Annotated in this window: 14 protein-coding genes and 1 pseudogene; 5 read left to right on the top strand and 10 right to left on the bottom strand. The window is 43.2% G+C overall.

Annotation, left to right across the window (positions count from 1 at the left end; all coding sequences use genetic code 11):
- Positions 1–276, top strand: a 276-nt coding sequence (locus tag BLS49_RS25300) for a transposase (RefSeq protein WP_245742359.1), incomplete at its 5' end; no start/stop codon positions are given.
- 298 nt (positions 277–574) lie between these two features.
- On the opposite strand, the gene BLS49_RS12200 is transcribed toward BLS49_RS25300, so the two are convergent.
- The 4 genes and pseudogenes from BLS49_RS12200 to BLS49_RS12185 form a co-directional block, all read right to left on the bottom strand.
- Positions 575–1,285 carry an AIM24 family protein gene (locus tag BLS49_RS12200; protein WP_091230448.1) on the bottom strand — a complete coding sequence of 237 codons (711 nt, stop codon included), beginning with the start codon at positions 1,283–1,285 and terminating at the stop codon, positions 575–577.
- Between the two features lie 28 nt (positions 1,286–1,313).
- Entirely contained in the window at positions 1,314–1,727 is a 414-nt protein-coding gene (locus tag BLS49_RS12195) for a hypothetical protein (protein ID WP_091230444.1), read from the bottom strand.
- 115 nt (positions 1,728–1,842) lie between these two features.
- Complete coding sequence (locus tag BLS49_RS12190) at positions 1,843–3,018, bottom strand: aminotransferase class I/II-fold pyridoxal phosphate-dependent enzyme (RefSeq protein WP_091230442.1); 1,176 nt, start codon at positions 3,016–3,018, stop codon at positions 1,843–1,845.
- Positions 3,019–3,104: 86 nt separating this feature from the next.
- Positions 3,105–3,602: pseudogene (locus BLS49_RS12185) on the bottom strand (DUF2785 domain-containing protein); the annotation flags it as partial.
- A gap of 255 nt (positions 3,603–3,857) precedes the next feature.
- Here BLS49_RS12185 and BLS49_RS12180 point away from each other — a divergent pair.
- The gene (locus tag BLS49_RS12180; protein ID WP_091230437.1) at positions 3,858–4,304 is read left to right on the top strand and encodes an OsmC family protein; all 447 of its coding nucleotides are present in this window, start codon (positions 3,858–3,860) and stop codon (positions 4,302–4,304) included.
- A gap of 358 nt (positions 4,305–4,662) precedes the next feature.
- Positions 4,663–6,198 carry a flavocytochrome c gene (locus BLS49_RS12175; protein WP_091230434.1) on the top strand — a complete coding sequence of 512 codons (1,536 nt, stop codon included), beginning with the start codon at positions 4,663–4,665 and terminating at the stop codon, positions 6,196–6,198.
- Positions 6,199–6,779: 581 nt separating this feature from the next.
- Here BLS49_RS12175 and BLS49_RS12170 read toward each other — a convergent pair.
- From BLS49_RS12170 to BLS49_RS12145, 4 genes are all read right to left on the bottom strand, one after another.
- Positions 6,780–7,400 carry a hypothetical protein gene (locus tag BLS49_RS12170; RefSeq protein ID WP_091230431.1) on the bottom strand — a complete coding sequence of 207 codons (621 nt, stop codon included), beginning with the start codon at positions 7,398–7,400 and terminating at the stop codon, positions 6,780–6,782.
- On the bottom strand, positions 7,390–8,022 hold the full coding sequence (locus BLS49_RS12165) for an RNA polymerase sigma factor (protein ID WP_245742358.1): 633 nt from the start codon (positions 8,020–8,022) through the stop codon (positions 7,390–7,392). The genes BLS49_RS12170 and BLS49_RS12165 overlap by 11 nt, the downstream gene beginning before the upstream one ends.
- 35 nt (positions 8,023–8,057) lie before the next feature.
- Positions 8,058–8,876 carry a protease inhibitor I42 family protein gene (locus BLS49_RS12160; RefSeq protein WP_175471393.1) on the bottom strand — a complete coding sequence of 273 codons (819 nt, stop codon included), beginning with the start codon at positions 8,874–8,876 and terminating at the stop codon, positions 8,058–8,060.
- 823 nt (positions 8,877–9,699) lie between these two features.
- Entirely contained in the window at positions 9,700–10,404 is a 705-nt protein-coding gene (locus tag BLS49_RS12145; protein ID WP_091230419.1) for an alpha/beta hydrolase, read from the bottom strand.
- 395 nt (positions 10,405–10,799) lie between these two features.
- Between BLS49_RS12145 and BLS49_RS12140 the strand changes: the two genes are divergently transcribed.
- Entirely contained in the window at positions 10,800–11,708 is a 909-nt protein-coding gene (locus BLS49_RS12140) for an AraC family transcriptional regulator (RefSeq protein ID WP_091230416.1), read from the top strand.
- 220 nt (positions 11,709–11,928) lie between these two features.
- Here BLS49_RS12140 and BLS49_RS12135 read toward each other — a convergent pair whose 3' ends face one another.
- On the bottom strand, positions 11,929–13,077 hold the full coding sequence (locus BLS49_RS12135) for an ABC transporter ATP-binding protein (RefSeq protein ID WP_091230413.1): 1,149 nt from the start codon (positions 13,075–13,077) through the stop codon (positions 11,929–11,931).
- A 112-nt stretch (positions 13,078–13,189) separates the two neighbouring features.
- The gene (locus BLS49_RS12130) at positions 13,190–15,214 is read right to left on the bottom strand and encodes a S9 family peptidase (protein ID WP_091230410.1); all 2,025 of its coding nucleotides are present in this window, start codon (positions 15,212–15,214) and stop codon (positions 13,190–13,192) included.
- A 273-nt stretch (positions 15,215–15,487) separates the two neighbouring features.
- Between BLS49_RS12130 and BLS49_RS12125 the strand changes: the two genes are divergently transcribed.
- A complete protein-coding gene (locus BLS49_RS12125) occupies positions 15,488–16,678 on the top strand; it encodes a M20 family metallopeptidase (protein ID WP_091230407.1) in 1,191 nt (396 codons plus the stop codon).
- Positions 16,679–16,728 lie beyond the last annotated feature (50 nt).

Genomic DNA, 16,728 nt, shown 5'->3' with positions numbered 1-16,728 from the left:
AAAGCCGCTTACGCCATACGATGCCAAACTATAGAGCGAAGCTTCGCGGATGCCAAAGTGCTCCACGGGCTTCGCTATTGCCGGTTTCGGGGCAGAGAAAATGTACAGATTCAAGCGTTGCTAACCGCAACTGCACAGAACATTAAGAAGATAGCCCTCCACCTTTCCAGAAGGACTATCTCGAATATGCACAAGATTTCGTATAGTATTTTACATCTTCATTTTCATTTTTCTTTCGATACTAAGTTTAAAAGTAGGGGTATCTCAACAGCCTGAAATGTGCAGCCTTTTTTCTAATAATCCTCTTCAAACTATCTATACCGGGAAAAATCCCTGCACTTTTGCACGTTTTTGCTCATTGCCTATATCCCTGGTTTAAAAAACTGTACATTTGCAGGCTTTTCCCGATATCACCAGGTTTAGATTAGGTATGTATGAAGTTAACATACATTAGAACGCTAAATCCGCTCAATGAACTTATACTTTTATAAAAAAATGCACCACTTATAGCTTTCATTGGCTTGCACAGGGGATTCTTCCAATGTCCACTATAAGGGAGCCTGTGTAAAATCTATTATTTGATCAATATGCCGCCAAAAGGGATCACCTCGCGCAGGAAGCGTTTGACAATACCGTCCTCCGACTGCAGATTCTTCTCCAGTTCTCCGCTCCCGTAGCCGCCCGATTGAACCAGCACCGAGCCACGTCCGGTCATCTTCCATTGGTAGCGCATATGCTGGCTCGCCAGATGATTGCCGTAAACGGAAAGCTCCAGCTTGGCATTCTCGGGATAAGCAAGAACCCTGCCGGCTTCCACATAAAGCGGCTCCTCAGGATGCAGTGGCAACTCAACCACCTGACCCTGGGTCAAAATGCCAATAATTCCACGACCGGAAAATTTTACTTTTACCGCATCTCTGGTAATCATCATATTTTTCATGCTAAGTACACGAGTGTCCATCCGAATGCCTTCGGTATAAAAAAAGAGGTTCCGAAAATCATATAACAAATCGCTGCCCTCGGTAAGCTCGATGACCTTTAGCCCGATCGAAGGAGGAAAAGCGGTAACCAACTGACAAGGTCCGGTGAATTCAGAACAGATCAGCTTACGTTTCCGGTAGATCCCCTTCATATTCATAAGCTTATCGCTCCGACTTTGAACGGGGCCACGGTAAGCGATGACCTGTCCGGGGTGCAGCAATTGCAGCTTCTCGGCATCGCACAAGTCAAAGATTACCGTATGTCCGCCTTGTCCCAGCGGTTCGTTGTTCTCATGTATGTCCATCTCGAACTCCCCCTCTCTATAGCAAAAGTCAACGGCGGAGCACCAAACGAACGATCCTCAGTATAATAAAATAGCCGATGAACAGCGCAAGACCGGTAAGCAGCAACAACCGGGTTCTCTGAGTATTGGCGTCGCGGATTTGCTGTGCCTCCGATAAGGACGATACAGTAGCGGCCAACTCCCTATTGCGCTCCATCAATTCCTCGTTCTGTTGACGGAAGCTCTCCAGCTCTCCTTGTGTCTCTTCCAGCTTGTCCAACGTGGCATCATAATTTTCCTTTAATTCATTGACTTCGGAGGGAAGCTGAGACAGTTCCTTAACACCGTTAACGAGATCGTTCCAATAACCTGCTTGGGCAGGCTTTGCACTGCCAAACAGCAGTCCGCCGCCGAGCAGGACAAGAATAAGCAAAGACAAGCCCCGATTCCGGTATTGTTTCACGATTATCCCACCTCCGTATCTAACATTACCATTTATTACGTATTTCGGGGATGAAAAGTTTCCACAGGGCATGACGAGAAAAAGGCTGCGATTGTCGCAAGTTTGCATACCCATCCTAATCTTGCACATTTAAAATTCCACTTCTACGAACAGCATCAATAGCTTGCTTCAGAACCTCTTCATCCTGAACTAATGCCATTCTCACATAACCTTCACCTGAAGGACCAAAAGCGCTGCCTGGTGTGACTATGACCCCTGCTCTTTTTACCATGTCCATAGCGAAGTCCTCTGATTTCTTGTAATGAGGCGGGATCATTGCCCAGACGAACATTGTGGCTTCCGGCTTTTCTATCTTCCAACCCAATGCGTTCAAACCGTCGCAAAGCACATTTCTTCGATGCTCATACGCCTTTCTCGTTGTCTCTACAACATGCTGATCCCCGGTAATTGCCGCAATCGCTGCTTGTTGTATCGGCACAAACATACCATAGTCCATGTTGGATTTTAGAACTTTCAACCGTGACACAACCTCTTCATTCCCTACACAAAAACCGATTCTGGCACCAGCCAATCCGTATGTTTTAGACAAGGAATTAAATTCAACCCCTACCTCCCTCGCACCAGGGAACGATAAGAAGCTGCCGCCTCTTTTTCCGTCAAACACTAATTCGCTATAGGCATTGTCATGCAGCACGATAATATCGTATTTCCTTGCAAAAGCAATCAAATCAATATAGAAACTATCCGATGCCATTGCGGTGGTAGGGTTATTCGGATAGGACACAATCATAAGCTTGGCCTGCTTGGCTACATTGTCGGGAATATCCTGCAAATCGATGACATAGCCGTTTTCTTTTTTTTGCGGCAGATAATGCAGCTTCGCGCCCGCAATCAAAGGTCCATCGGCAAACACAGGATAGCATGGGTCAGGCACTAGCACTACATCACCCTCATCCACAATGGACAATGAAATATGTGCAAGTCCTTCCTGTGAACCTAACAGCGAGCATATCTCCGTCTTGGGGTCCAGCTCAACCTCATATCTCTCTTTATACCAATAGCTCACCGCCTCAAGTAATTCATTTTGATCATTGATCGCATAAACATAATTTTTTTCATCGGCTGCGGCTGTGCATAAGGCTTCTATAATATGTTTTGCAGGCGGAATATTCGGCGTACCTACACTGAGGTCAATTACCGGCTCTCCATTTTCCAGTCTGATCCGTTTTATATCTAACAATTTGGTGAAGATGCCTTCACCAAATCGATCCATTCTTTTCGCAAACTGCATCTTTTTTGCTCCTTTTATCCTTTAAATCTAAGAACCCTTTTATATTGTATCAATGCTTGTGCCAGGGTTCTATCAGATTTTAGAGTTTATATGTATTCCAGCATCATGCCCTGCAGTGTCTCTTTAGTCATATCAGCATATACGCTTAATTCGTCATAACGGGATAATCGAAAATAAAAGCTTGCCAGAAAATTTTTGACATTTGAAATGATCAAATACTCCTCATTCCATATTCTGCTCTTATCCCAACTATTAAACTCCCTCAACCATGCCTCAATTTGATCCAGTGCGAAGGATTCATTTCTCAGAATAGTAACAGCAGCAGAGGTTAATCTCTCATCTTCCAAATTGAAGTACACTACATTTTTCCTGCAAATGATGGTTCTGATTGCTTCCAACAGCTCAAATTTATCATCCGCTGATAAAAGGGCGCTACTTCCTAATTCATCGATCACATCAGCTATATGAGCCATAGAATGAGCCCATCCTTTATCCATCACGTAGCCTCTATAATCTTTTTCTTCATGAATATATTGAATGACTCTATCCTTCACTCTCACGATGTCTTGAGATCCTAAAAAGGGAGTCCGCTGATTCTCTTAAATGTTACTGTAACCTTTGAGATTATTGATGAAAATATTCTCCAGCGATAGTCTGTATTCCTTTTAATAGTACTAGAAAAACAATTACCAATATTAGTGTTTAACCCTATTATTTTCATTGACAGGTTAGATTAGCGCAAATATAATACACTAAACACAGTTAAATAGTAAGAATTAAAAATTGCATTTATCCTCTTATACACCTACATTCTTCCAAAAAAAAGGAGAGATACATCCATGGCAAGTATTCAAACGTTCAAAGCAACCGCCCAATTACAAGAAGGGGTAAAAGTCCTTACCAAGGCAAGACAATTTGAGCTGGTCATCGACGAACCCAAAACTCTCGGCGGTACTGACACAGGAATGAACCCCGTAGAAGCTCTGCTTGCCTCCCTTGGCGCATGCCAATCCATTGTGGCTCGGGTCTATGCACCTAAATTTGACGTTGTGCTGGAGGATTTTCGAGTGGATGTTGAAGGCGAAATTGATCTCGACGGCTTTTTCAACCGTTCTGAAGTACGTCCCGGTTATTCCGATATTCGTTATACGTTCTATATTAAAACCAATTCCCCTGAGGAGAAGGTAAAAGAGTTCGTACAATTTCTGGAGAGCAAATGCCCGGTGGGAGATACACTTGCTAATCCGGTAAATCTAAAGCTGGATCGGATCGTTATTGAAGAATAGTTCATAGCATGTAAAAAGAGGACTGCAACGTTGCGAGGAAGCACGTTGTCAGTCCTTTATTTATCGACGAATACATTCTCTGGCACATTAATCTGATTCCGTCCTTACTTACATTAAAAAATGATAATAGTGTGGAGAAACTTTTAATAAATTGTGAAACCATTCACAATAGATGTCGTTTAATGATATACTTTTTGCAGAATTACAGGATGACGAGCTACCGGGGGACGCAACCGAGAAAGATTGAAGGTCTGGAGACATATGCGGGGCCCGCACTCCTTTACTTTCGGTCTTCTCGGTTGCTCCCTTTTTTCGGTTTATTCGTTCATCAAATAAAAAGAAAAAGTGGAGGTTTACCATGAAAAAGAAAGTATCGGCAGTTCTTGTTCTCGTTCTATCAGTCATGCTTGTTATCGCAGGCTGCGGTACTGGGAACAACAATGGTGGCAACAGCAATGTTGCCAAAGACACGGACAAGCAGCAAAATGAAACTGAAGCAACCTCAGGAGCGTCTCAAGCCAGCTACACCCCGATTGATCAATTGAAGGATAAATATGATGTCATTATCATCGGTGCAGGTGGTGCCGGAATGACTGCTGCACTTGAAGCAAAAGCAAACGGGATGAATCCGGTTATTTTTGAAAAAATGCCGGTAGCAGGCGGAAATACATTAAAAGCGTCGTCAGGGATGAATGCTTCTCAAACGAAATTTCAAAAAGAGCAAGGCATAGATGACAGCAATGATTCATTTTATGATGAGACATTAAAAGGCGGTAAAGGTACAAACGATACTGAGATGCTTCGTTTCTTCGTAGACAATTCCGCAGATGCGATTGATTGGCTGGATTCCATTGGCATTACATTGAACAATCTCACCATAACAGGCGGAATGAGCGAAAAACGCACACACCGTCCTGAGGACGGATCAGCAGTAGGGCAATTCCTTGTAAACGGATTGCTGAAAAATGTACAAGAACAAGGCATTCCGCTTTTTGTAAATGCTAAAGTGACAAAAATTAATGAAACCGACGGTAAAGTTAACGGTGTTACCATTATCTTCAACGGGACCGATGAGAAGAACATTACATCTGACGCAGTAGTCGTCACAACGGGCGGCTTTGGCTCCAATATGGAGCTCATTACAGAAGTTAGACCTGACTTGGAAGGCTACGTAACTACTAACCAAGAAGGTAGTACAGGTGATGGGATCAAAATGATTGAAGCACTTGGCGGTACTACAGTGGATATGGACCAGATCCAAATCCATCCAACAGTACAACAAGAAAAATCGTATCTGATCGGAGAAGCGGTTCGCGGTGAAGGAGCCATTCTCATTTCCAAAGAGGGTAAAAGATTCACTAATGAGCTGAATACTCGTGACAAGGTTACTGCTGCAATCAATGCACTTCCTGAAAAATATGCTACTCTAGTATTTGACTCCGGCGTTAAAAGTCGTGTAAAAGCGATTGAACAATATGATAAAATGGGCTTTGTTATTTCGGCAGATACCATTGAGGCTTTAGCTGAAAAACTAGAGGTCCCCGCAGATAATCTTAAAGCGACAATGGATACCTGGAACAGCAGCGTGAGCAAAAAAGAAGATGCTGAATTTGGAAGAATGACCGGGATGGACAACGACTTGTCCGGCGCACCATATTACGCGATCAAAATCGCCCCAGGGATTCACTACACCATGGGCGGCGTGAAAATCAACACGAACACAGAAGTATTAAATAAAAATGGAGAACCGATCACAGGTCTTTTTGCAGCAGGTGAGGTTACAGGCGGTCTTCACGGGCAAAACCGGATCGGCGGCAACTCTGTTGCCGAAATCATTATCTTCGGCCGCCAGGCGGGAATTAAATCCGCAGAATTCATTAAAGCGGCAAAATAATTTTTCATGTATATAAACAAGGGGCTGTCCCAAAAGTAGGGTTAGTGTCAAAACTAGAAATAGCGGTGCAAGGAAGATGATCCCTGCACCGCTTGATCCTGCCACGCATTCTATGACTGTACCTCATGTGTAATATTGTCATGATGCGGAATTCCTGAAATTCCTGCAAATATACAGGCTTTGTTTATGTAAAGCCTCTAATCGGCCTAAATTGCTGCAAATGTGCAGGCTTTCTCTAAGGATTCTCTTCAAACTAGTCTATTCTGAACCATATTCCTGCATTTTTGCAGGCTTTTGTTTCTTCTTTTCTTGGTTCTTTTAAAAAACTGTATTTTTGCATCCTTTTCCTGATATCTTGCCTTTACACTGCTAAACAAGAAGCGTCCCTCAAAGTTATCTTAGATAACTTTTGGGACAGCCCCTTGTTGTTTATCTCTGCTCCTACCCTGACTCACCGCAGCGTAGAGAAAATAAACGGAACGAGACTTCATCCAATTGATCCTTAATCAAAATAGCCCCCGAATATGCAGAAGAGTTACTTCTCACTTTAATTTATTTAGCGCGTTCCATACTTTATATTTTTAATGCACAGACTGCACCATCTTAAGCATCTCTGATTCTGTAATCGCATGATCTATTTCCAAGGAATACGAAAAACGATTGAATTGCCAAGTGGCAAGATTGTATAATCCATTGTTGCCTTTGATGGTCACATTATAGGAGCCTGCATGAACATTCTTTACATCATTGAACACGTTATAGTTGCCGCTCACGTCTTCATCACCTTTAGTCATTCTAAAAACGACTACCTTGTTTTCCCCCGAATAGATTGTTTCAGCCATATTTCCCCAATATGAGAAGTACGTTGTTTTATCTACCTTAAACGGAATATTTTCGACTTCCTTTACACGGTATCCAACATTCGAGGATAGCTCTTTAACAGAAAGATGCTCACGAACATCATGTGTAGCCAATTGAGGCGATTCGGTGTCTAGGTCTAATTTATTGATCATGGTAAAGACGATCGCAAATAAAAATACGAAACAAGCTGCCACGTATAGGTTCCTTTTATCAAAATTTAAAAATTTCCATTTATCCTGCTTCTCGTCAAAATCCATATCCATTATTTTTCTCATAATTCTATCGTGCATCTGAGGAGTAACTTGGACCCTGCTCATAATCTCATGATATTTATTCCTCAAAATGGTATTCCTCCTTGAGAATCACCTTCAATTTTTCCCTGCCCCTATGCAGAAAGGAACGAACAGTAGCTTCTTTTCTTGCCACAATATTAGCTATTTGCGCCGTTGAATAACCCTCCTGATAAAATAAATGCAACACCTCACTGTATTTTGAAGGCAAGCTTTTTACCGCCTCCCATACAAAATACAAATCGTGCTCTTCAACCGCTACTAACCCTTCATCGAGCTCCATAGTTCCGCGTTTTTTGTTATACGTAATTTTATTTTTACTAATGTTAATCGCAACCCGTAAAAGCCAGGCTTTCTCATGTACGGAATTTTCAAATTTTGGAGCAGCCTTAATATATTGAATCAAAGTGTCCTGCAAAACATCCTCGGCGTCCGTGATGCTGTGCAAATATGAATAAGCCATTCGTAAAATGGAATTGCCGTACTCCTCCAGCAGCCATTCCACCTTATGGTTAATGCTCTGTTTTCTCTCCGCAGCATTAAGGTAACTGATATTTCCGGCTTCATGCTGCTTTTCTTTCGTGGCAAATTGAAATAGCAAGCTCCTTAAATACATAACAGCCTGAATAATTTTATACATCAAATGATTGATCCCTTGCTCAACTATAGCCAAGCCAGTACCCCCTAACTTCAATGACAACTAATAACTCATTCTACGACGATCTTGTATATCATAGTTTGTTCAGGATGAGCATTGGCGTCCCATGACTGTGCATAAGAAAACTTCAATATATATGTGCCCTTCTTGTCCACTTTAAAGGTCCAGGTTTTTTGCGATGGAGCGCCCTCCAGCCCATCGTCAGCTTTCTTCTCTTGATTGTGTTCATCAATCAGCTTGATATCTTTACTGCTAGTGACGTAGTTCCATGAATAACCGGTGCTTGAATTTTCCTCTAATGTGATATTGAATTTTTGATCTTTTTTTATTGCATTGGCCCCATCAGCTTTTAATGTAACGATCTCTTTGGCTTTTGATTTAGTAGTCTCATCCGTCACCTTGATGGTGCAGGTTACAGTTTCCACAGCTGGCACATCTTTCTCCCATGGCCGGGCATAGGAAAACTTCAATGTATATGTGCCCTTCTTGTCCGCTTTAAAGGTCCAGGTTTTTTGCGATGGAGCGCCCATCATTGGAGGATCAGTCTGTGATGGCGCTTCACTGTTTTCAGCAATGAGCTGGATCGCATCACTATCGGATTTGTAGCTCCATGAATAGCCCGTAGACGTATTTTCCTCCAGAGTAATTTTAAAGGATTCACCTGCTGTTACTTCCTTTACATTTTCATCTATTGCAGCAGAACTACTATTTTGTTTAGCACCCTTCATCACTTGATGCTTCACTACTCCATTTTTTTCTGACGAAGCGTTGGCTCCATCTGCAAAAGATGTGCTCATACCGGCAACACCGCCCACCGTTAGGCATCCAGCCAGAGAAGCAGCGATCACCATAGATTTTGTAATTTTCATAAGTATTACCTCCACGAAAGTAAGATTGTAATTTGGAAATAGCATCACGAGAAGGTTATCTCCCCGTTTGTTTTCCAGCTATCCTATATACAAATCAAAAGACCAAATTGTTGCAAACCACATTTTTTTCTATTTTACTGGTTTAAGCCATCATCATAAAAAGAAAAAGAGAGGCTTCCGCTTCTCTTGTCTATCGAAATAATTGTACTTTCTTAAAAATTACTCATCGTTTATTATGAATACAAGATATGTACATTTATGAAATTGCTGTAATTCTAGATGACTCTATCAATTCATCCTAAGGAGCTTATTAATGATTGGGGAGCTTCTTACAGATTTAAATTTTATACGTTAATTGACGATGAGGAACACACTAAAGAACTTATAGTAAAAATAGAACAGGTATTAAGAGATTATGCTACATATGTAGACAATTACGATCTCCTTCCCATTGAAATAGACTGGGAGAACTATGAAGATGGATACTAACCTATAAAGAAGAAAATGTCTATACTTTTGCAAACAGCGTGACTTATTGTCAAGAAACAAAGCAATATCATATTAAAGATTTTGAAGACCTTCTGACCCTGCTTGGATATAAGGTATCAGAGTCTGCCGATTACGTAGCACCTATATATTGGAAAGTGGACTCCGACACTTACACAGTCAGTAAAGCGGGAGATTGGTACCTTCAAAAAAATGGGGGTAGTAATTTGTTGAAATACAAGGCACAAAAGTGTGGAGGAATCTCCCAATCCGACTTTGAAATGATCAGCAACAATAAACTTGGGGCGAAGAGTGTAAAAAGCTTTGAATTTATCGTTTAACTTGAGCATATATGCTGTGATAACCATTTTTTCAAAGCATCTAATTGCTGTTCGGTATGAAAATAATGCTCACTACCTTGCAGCACAGTTAGATTTGCGTTAAACCTGCTAACAAAATGATCTATGACATCTCGTCTAGTCAGATCATCTTCCGAGCCGTACAGTATCTCAGTAGGGATATTCCATGTATGAACGGGATGGTTTTTCACATAGCAGTAATAATCCCAATCCAGAGTTTCTCCCATCGGTGTTGATATCTTCCCGTGCTTCTCAAGCATTTCTTCATTCACATCAAACCATGTCATCATATCCTGTATCAAATGTTCCATATCAAGAATAGGGGATTGAAACAAGCAGTGATGAATAGGAGAATTCTGGTACGCAAGCAAACTAAAATACGCCCCTAAACTAACTGCATATAAGTTGATATATTCCCAGTGTTGTTGTACATATTCTCCAATGATCCGCAAATCATGAACACCGTTCCAGACTTCACATGTATAATCTGTGTCCTTACGTTCCCCATGCTCAGGGAGATCAAAGCTCAGCACTTGAAAATTACTTTTTGCTGCTATTTCCGCAAATTCTTGAGCAGCCTCCTTAGAGGACATTTTCCCGTGGACATAAATATATATCCTGTTCGATGCTTCTCCCCATAAAATAGCCGAGATACCCTTAATTACTAAATTTTGTTTCATCATCCTATCCTCCGTAGATAACTGATGCACGAAATGCTCTGTTATCGAATCAATAACTCCATTAGCAATATCAATAATTATAGATTAGTATGTAAAAGTGTTTTAAAGCAAGCCCGCGCAAACATTTTTTGACGCTTTTGCCAAATAAGATTTTAGGCCTTTCCACAGCTTTTTGCTGACATAATAAAACAATACTGCGAACGGAATCGCTACAGGAAATGCCAGAAGATCAGGTACGGACCAATCCCCGATGATAAATGCAACAAAGGACATTTCAATAGTAGATTCTATTCTACAGTACATATAAAATAAATAGTGTCCGTTTATTAAAAAGGGCATTGGCAATCAAGCATATGTATATCAAAAGGACTATTCTGTTTACAAGGAGGTGCTTACATATGCACGCATGGGAACAAATACAGATAACTGTAGATTATATTGAGGAACATCTATCAGAGGAAATTAGAATCGATGAGCTTGCCAAGCTTGCTTCTCTGTCCCAGTTTTATTATCAAAGGCTGTTCAGAAGATTGGTAAAAAGACCAGTAAACGATTATATTAAACTACGCCGTCTCGCAAAAGCATCAGAGGTTTTACAGGATAAGAGTACTCGAATTCTGGACATAGCCCTGGAAGTCGGATTTTCCAGTCATGAAACCTTTACAAGAGCATTCAAAGAGGCCTTTGGTGTAACTCCGGAAGAATATCGTGCCCATCCTGTTCGCCTGAATCAATTTGTGAAACCGCGGCTGCTACTGAACTACACACTTGTTGATGAAAATGTCCCTTTGATTGCCGATGACATCGTACTGGAAATTACACGACGCAAGCTTTCCTCCCCCCAATATTTCATCGGGTTGACCACAGAAGAGCCGATTGACCAAATGCCTGGAGGTGGTGCGACCGGTGTGGACACGCTTGGAAAGCTATGGGATGATTTTCATGAAAACAAGGCAGCCATTCAGAACCTGAAGCATGATGGCGACGAGCTTGGCGTTGCTTATTCTGGAACAAAGGACGGGTACTATCGCTATTTTGCCGGTGCTGAAGCTGAGTCCATTGATGGGATTACAGACTATTCAACATGGAAATTATCCGAAGGCGAATATATCGTCTGCTCTTTTGAAGCAGAGGACTTTGAGCATCTTGTAATGGATACGCTATACAAGGCTCAAAAGTATGTGTTTGATACCTGGCTTCCTAATCACGGGTTGATTAGCATGCCCTTTGCGGTAGAGCGCTACGCAAGCCACAGTCCGGAAGCAACCAGCATGGAGATATGGGTGATGCCTGTAAGCAAACAATAAACGTTTGAGGCGTGAAACTATCTGTTCTAGAATTCCCCTGTTTGATTTAGGGTGCGTTGTTATAGTGAAGAACAGCATGACAAAAAGACGCTCAATCGTTCGTTTAGCCGAGCGTCTTTATCGTTTATGTATTCAATCCATAAACCTCCATCTTGGGAGTGCTAACCAAAAGTCAAAACACTTCTATCTATTGTTGTCACCGAACATGTTTTTCCACCACTTACACAATCCCATCTAAATGATGTGCAGTAAGATGATTACTCCGATATCCCTGATATCTCTTCGCCTGTGCGTTCCACATCGCTGCATATTTCCCGCCACTCTTCACCAAATCCTCGTGGGTACCTCTTTCAATAATTGAACCTTGTTCCATCATTAATATGTAATCTGATCTTTTTGTTGTAGACAACCTATGAGAAATAAAAATTAACGTCCGATCCTCTGCAGCCTCAAACATCGATTGATTCAGCTTATACTCAGCTATTGGATCTAATGCACTTGAAGGCTCATCCAGAATTATCATGTTGGTACTACGATAGAAAGTTCTGGCAATGGCAAGCTTTTGACTTTCTCCACCCGAAAGATTAACTCCTTCCTCATCAAACTCCATGGTCAGCTGCGTATCCAGACCATGCTGCAATGAATTCAATTTCAGAGCAAATTCACTTTTAGTTAGGGCGTCAGTAATCTTGTCATCATCTACATCCTCTTCACCAAGAAGAACATTTTCTTTTATAGTCGAGGCATATACCTTATAATCCTGAAAAACTGCGCCTATTCGTTGCCTGTATTCTTCAACATCATAATCTTTTATATTAATACCGTCTAAATAGATTTCACCCTCTGTTGGATCATACAATCGCATAATCAGTTTTATAAGTGTTGTCTTCCCTGCACCATTGTAGCCTACCAAGGCAAGCTTCGTTAAAGGTTCAATTACAATGCTAATGTTATTGATGATGTTGCCATCTTGATCATTGTATGAAAAAGAAACATTTCTAAGCTCTAATTTCTTTGGTGTTGAAGGAACCTTGAGATTTTTTTCACTTGTAATCTTGGTTTCATAGGACAAGAACATTCTGATTTTCTCTATATACAAGCTATTTTCTCCCAGCATAGGCAGCGCCTCTGATACAGTAACCAGTGTATTTTTAAAATCCCTTGATGTATTAAACAAAACTACTACACTACTATAGGACAAAGCTTTAGCTACGATCGCCTGAAACAACAAATAGGATATAAACAGAACATCAATTACAAAATTGTTAGCAAGATATTCCTTCAAAAATCCTAATAACCAGCGTTTCTTCACAAATTGTTGTTCAATAGCATATAGCTCGTCATTGCACTTGTCAAAATCTTCCTGCAATCCAACGCTTTAAATTTGTCAAATCAAAGCAAAAAAACAAGAACCCCCTGAATTATCGGAGGTTCCCTTTTGCTGATTCAATTCACCATTCACAATTTATCACGTCGGCACGTCAATTCTCATGCAGATATTGCCTGAACCATGCATTCACCTGCTCGAAGCTGTCCACTCGCAAGGAAGGTTTTCCGCTTTTCAGCAAGGAATGGTTAGAGCCGGGATAACGGATGAGCTTGGTCGTCTTTCCGTATCGCTTCAAGACAGAATATAGCTCCTCGGCTTGGGAAATAGGCGTCCGATAATCATCCTCGCCGTGCAAAATAAGCAAAGGTGTCTCCATTCGATGCGCATGAGCAAGCGGCGATTTAGACCAGAGCATCTCCGCATCATCCTTCAAATTACCACCGATTACATCCTCGGTAAAGGAGATGCCAACATCACTTGTTCCATACAGGGATAGCCAGTTCGAAATACTGCGATGCGTGAAGGCGGCACGAAAACGATCGGTATGAGAGACAAGCCAATTCGTCATAACGCCTCCGTAGCTTCCGCCCCCTACGCCCAATCGCGTCTCATCAACAAAGTCAAATTCGGAGAGCACATAGTCAACAGCCTCAAGCAAGTCCCGTGCATCTCCACCGCCAAAGTCTCCGCGGCATGCCTTGACAAAATCTTGTCCGTACCCCATGCTTCCGCGTGGATTAACCCATACTACAGCATATCCCTGTGCAGCAAGGGTCTGCAATTCATGACTGAACACCCCGGTATACATCGCATGCGGTCCTCCGTGAATCATTAAAACCAGCGGAACCTTCACCTGCTCGCCCTGCGTCAGGTTGAACGGCTTCAGAAGCCAGCCATGGATAGCGGAGGCTTGAAATGCAACTCGCTCTGGCGTAAGGATCTGAAGCCCGGCAAAGAACTCATCATTATGCCTTGTAAGTCTCAATTCCTCTCCCGTCCGAACATCCACCCGGTATAATTCACCCGGCCGCTCCGCTGTCAATGCGGCAACAACGAAATAGCGTCCGTCCGGAGATAGCGTGTATTGATAAATATCCTTCTCTTCTCCTTCGGTTATCCTGTCAAAGCTGCCGGTCTCGTCAATCCGATATACATGCACATTGCCATCCCGAGTGCCCAGTACATATACGCCAAGCTGCGGATTATTGTAATCGTATAGTAGAGATCGGCCGCTCCCTGCTGGCTTCATATCGCCTAACGCCGAATTGCCAAGCTGCACATCCAGCTCCGGAGCTACCAGCTCCGGATTCCCCCCCGCAGCAGACACCGTGTACAGTCTATTATGACTGCTGCTGCCATATACGCGGTCACTGGCAATCAGTGCAAACCGCTGCCCCTCCGGGGAATAGGCAAATTGGGTAATCAGCAGGCTGGACGACGTTATTTTTACTGGCTCGCCCCCGCTGCGCTTAATGGTGTATAAATCAGCAAAGTGAAGTAAATCCGCATCCAGCTCTTGTTCCTTCACCTGCTTCGAGATAAAGGAAATGAACTCGCCATCCGGCGACCAGACAGGAGCTGCAGCGTCCCAATAGCCCCAGGTCAGTCTGGTGATCCGGCCACTTTTCAGCTCCAGCACAAATAAATGGCTATGCAGCCCGTCCCACCAGCCGGAGCCTTCTGCTTTGGGAGTAGTGCGTTCATACACCCGGCCCCGCAAGTCTTTGGATTCCTGCTTTCCGTCAGCTGCCTCTCCTTCATTCCCCTCGACACGGCTTGTAAATGCAATAAAGCTTCCATCCGGCGACCAGACATAGCTGTCCACTCCCCTAGCCAAATCCGTATGCTTCACGTTCACGGTATCCGGTTCGGGCTTTTCCAAGCTGTCCTCCACCGTGGTCGTATATAGCTGCTTAATTCCTTCAGAGGTACGCAAAAATGCGAGCCGTTCCCCGCCAGGCGACCAAGAAGGTGCAGAATCATGCTCCCCGTCCGTTAAACGTCTGTCGTCACCCCCGTCTAGCGAAACTACGCGTATTTGCGTCACATAGTCATTATTTTTCTGATCTATCGTCTGCTTTACATAGGCGACCGCCCCTTGAAATCCTATAGACGGCTGACTGACCCATTGATATTCATACAGATCACGAGGTACTAACGGACGCTTATTAGCCACATTCAACACTCCTGTTCTAACGAAAGCCAAGAAAGCATATTGAATTAATAAGACAAAAGATAGTATATGATTTAAAGCTTGTCAATTTCATTTTTTCTATCGATACATTTAATTAATTTTACACACGATGTCATTGACATTTTATTTCTTGTGTACTAATGTATTGGATAAAAATCTCGCCCCCATATTTTGGGGATATCGGTTTTTCTTTTTTTTAGGATCAAACCCGAGTATACTTACAGGAATTATCTATAAACAGGAGGTGTCGTATGAATGACCACGCACTTAAAAGATTTGAAAGAGCGAATCGGGCAGCAGATCGATGAATCCAAGTCGCTGTACGTTGAAACCAGCCATCAAATTCATGCCCGTCCGGAAATCGGAAACGAAGAGTTCTTCGCCTCGCAGACGCTCAGCGGTATTTTGGAAAACGCAGGCTTTGAGGTAACACGAAATGTAGCGGGACATGAGACTGGATTTGTTGCCCGTAAAGCTTCTTCCAAGCCCGGTCCAAAAATCGGCTATTTGGCTGAATATGACGCCCTTCCCGGACTTGGCCATGCTTGTGGTCATAATCTGATCGGGACGATCAGCACCGCAGCAGCCATTGCTCTTGCCAGCACCCTGGAAGAAACGGGTGGAGAAGTATTCGTTTTCGGCACACCTGCCGAAGAAGGAGGAACCAACGGCAGCGCCAAGGGCAGCTTTGTTAAGCACGGACTGTTCGAGGGTATCGACGCCGCTCTGATGATTCATCCGTCCGGAGACACCGGACTAACATCATCCGGCCTCGCCGTTGACCCGCTGGACTTTCATTTCTATGGCAAAGCTGCTCATGCGGCCGGTGCACCGGAGAAGGGAATCAATGCGCTCGATGCAGTCATCCTGTTGTTCAACGGCATCAGCGCACTGCGACAGCAGCTGCCAAGTCATGTGCGAATTCACGGCATCATCACTCATGGCGGCGATGCTCCGAATATTATCCCTGAATACGCGTCGGCGCGCTTTTACATCCGATCGACAACCTGGGCTGAGACCGAGGAAGTCTCGAACAAGATTCGCCGTATTGCTGAGGGTGCTGCTCTTGCAACGGGAAGCACGGTAAAGATCGAACGCTTCCAGAACGAGGTAAAGGATATTATCATTAACCGAACGCTCGATGAAATCGTCGGTAAAGAGCTGGAGCAGCTGGGAGAAGTGCTCATTCATGAAGAGAGAGGCGGCATAGGGTCAACAGACGCAGGCAATGTCAGCCACGTTGTCCCGACCACTCACGAATACATTAAAATCGGTTCCTCAGATCTTGTGGCGCATACGCCTGAGTTTCGGGAAGCGGCCGCTTCCGCCAGAGGAGACGAAGCATTGATCATAGCTGCCAAGGCGCTGGCCTTTGCCGGCCTGCAGCTGCTTGAAAATCCGGAGCTTCTCGCCAAGGTGAAAGAAGACTTTAGACACACTCACTAGAAATTTGTATAATCACTTGTCTGCCATTACCGCCAGTTATTATTTGCATC

This window comes from Fontibacillus panacisegetis (genome assembly GCF_900102215.1).
GTDB lineage: Bacteria > Bacillota > Bacilli > Paenibacillales > Paenibacillaceae > Fontibacillus > Fontibacillus panacisegetis.
The sequence above is the reverse complement of the archived record's forward strand: the minus strand, read 5'-3'. Positions and strand labels throughout refer to the sequence as shown.

Bases quoted from the DNA above. Each gene is read 5' to 3' on its own strand.
- BLS49_RS12140 (WP_091230416.1), top strand. From the start codon at position 10,800: ATGCACGCATGGGAACAAATACAGATAACTGTAGATTATATTGAGGAA.
- BLS49_RS12145 (WP_091230419.1), bottom strand. From the start codon at position 10,404: ATGATGAAACAAAATTTAGTAATTAAGGGTATCTCGGCTATTTTATGG.
- BLS49_RS12160 (WP_175471393.1), bottom strand. From the start codon at position 8,876: ATGAAAATTACAAAATCTATGGTGATCGCTGCTTCTCTGGCTGGATGC.
- BLS49_RS12200 (WP_091230448.1), bottom strand. From the start codon at position 1,285: ATGGACATACATGAGAACAACGAACCGCTGGGACAAGGCGGACATACG.
- BLS49_RS12190 (WP_091230442.1), bottom strand. From the start codon at position 3,018: ATGCAGTTTGCGAAAAGAATGGATCGATTTGGTGAAGGCATCTTCACC.
- BLS49_RS12125 (WP_091230407.1), top strand. From the start codon at position 15,488: ATGACCACGCACTTAAAAGATTTGAAAGAGCGAATCGGGCAGCAGATC.
- BLS49_RS12175 (WP_091230434.1), top strand. From the start codon at position 4,663: ATGAAAAAGAAAGTATCGGCAGTTCTTGTTCTCGTTCTATCAGTCATG.
- BLS49_RS12180 (WP_091230437.1), top strand. From the start codon at position 3,858: ATGGCAAGTATTCAAACGTTCAAAGCAACCGCCCAATTACAAGAAGGG.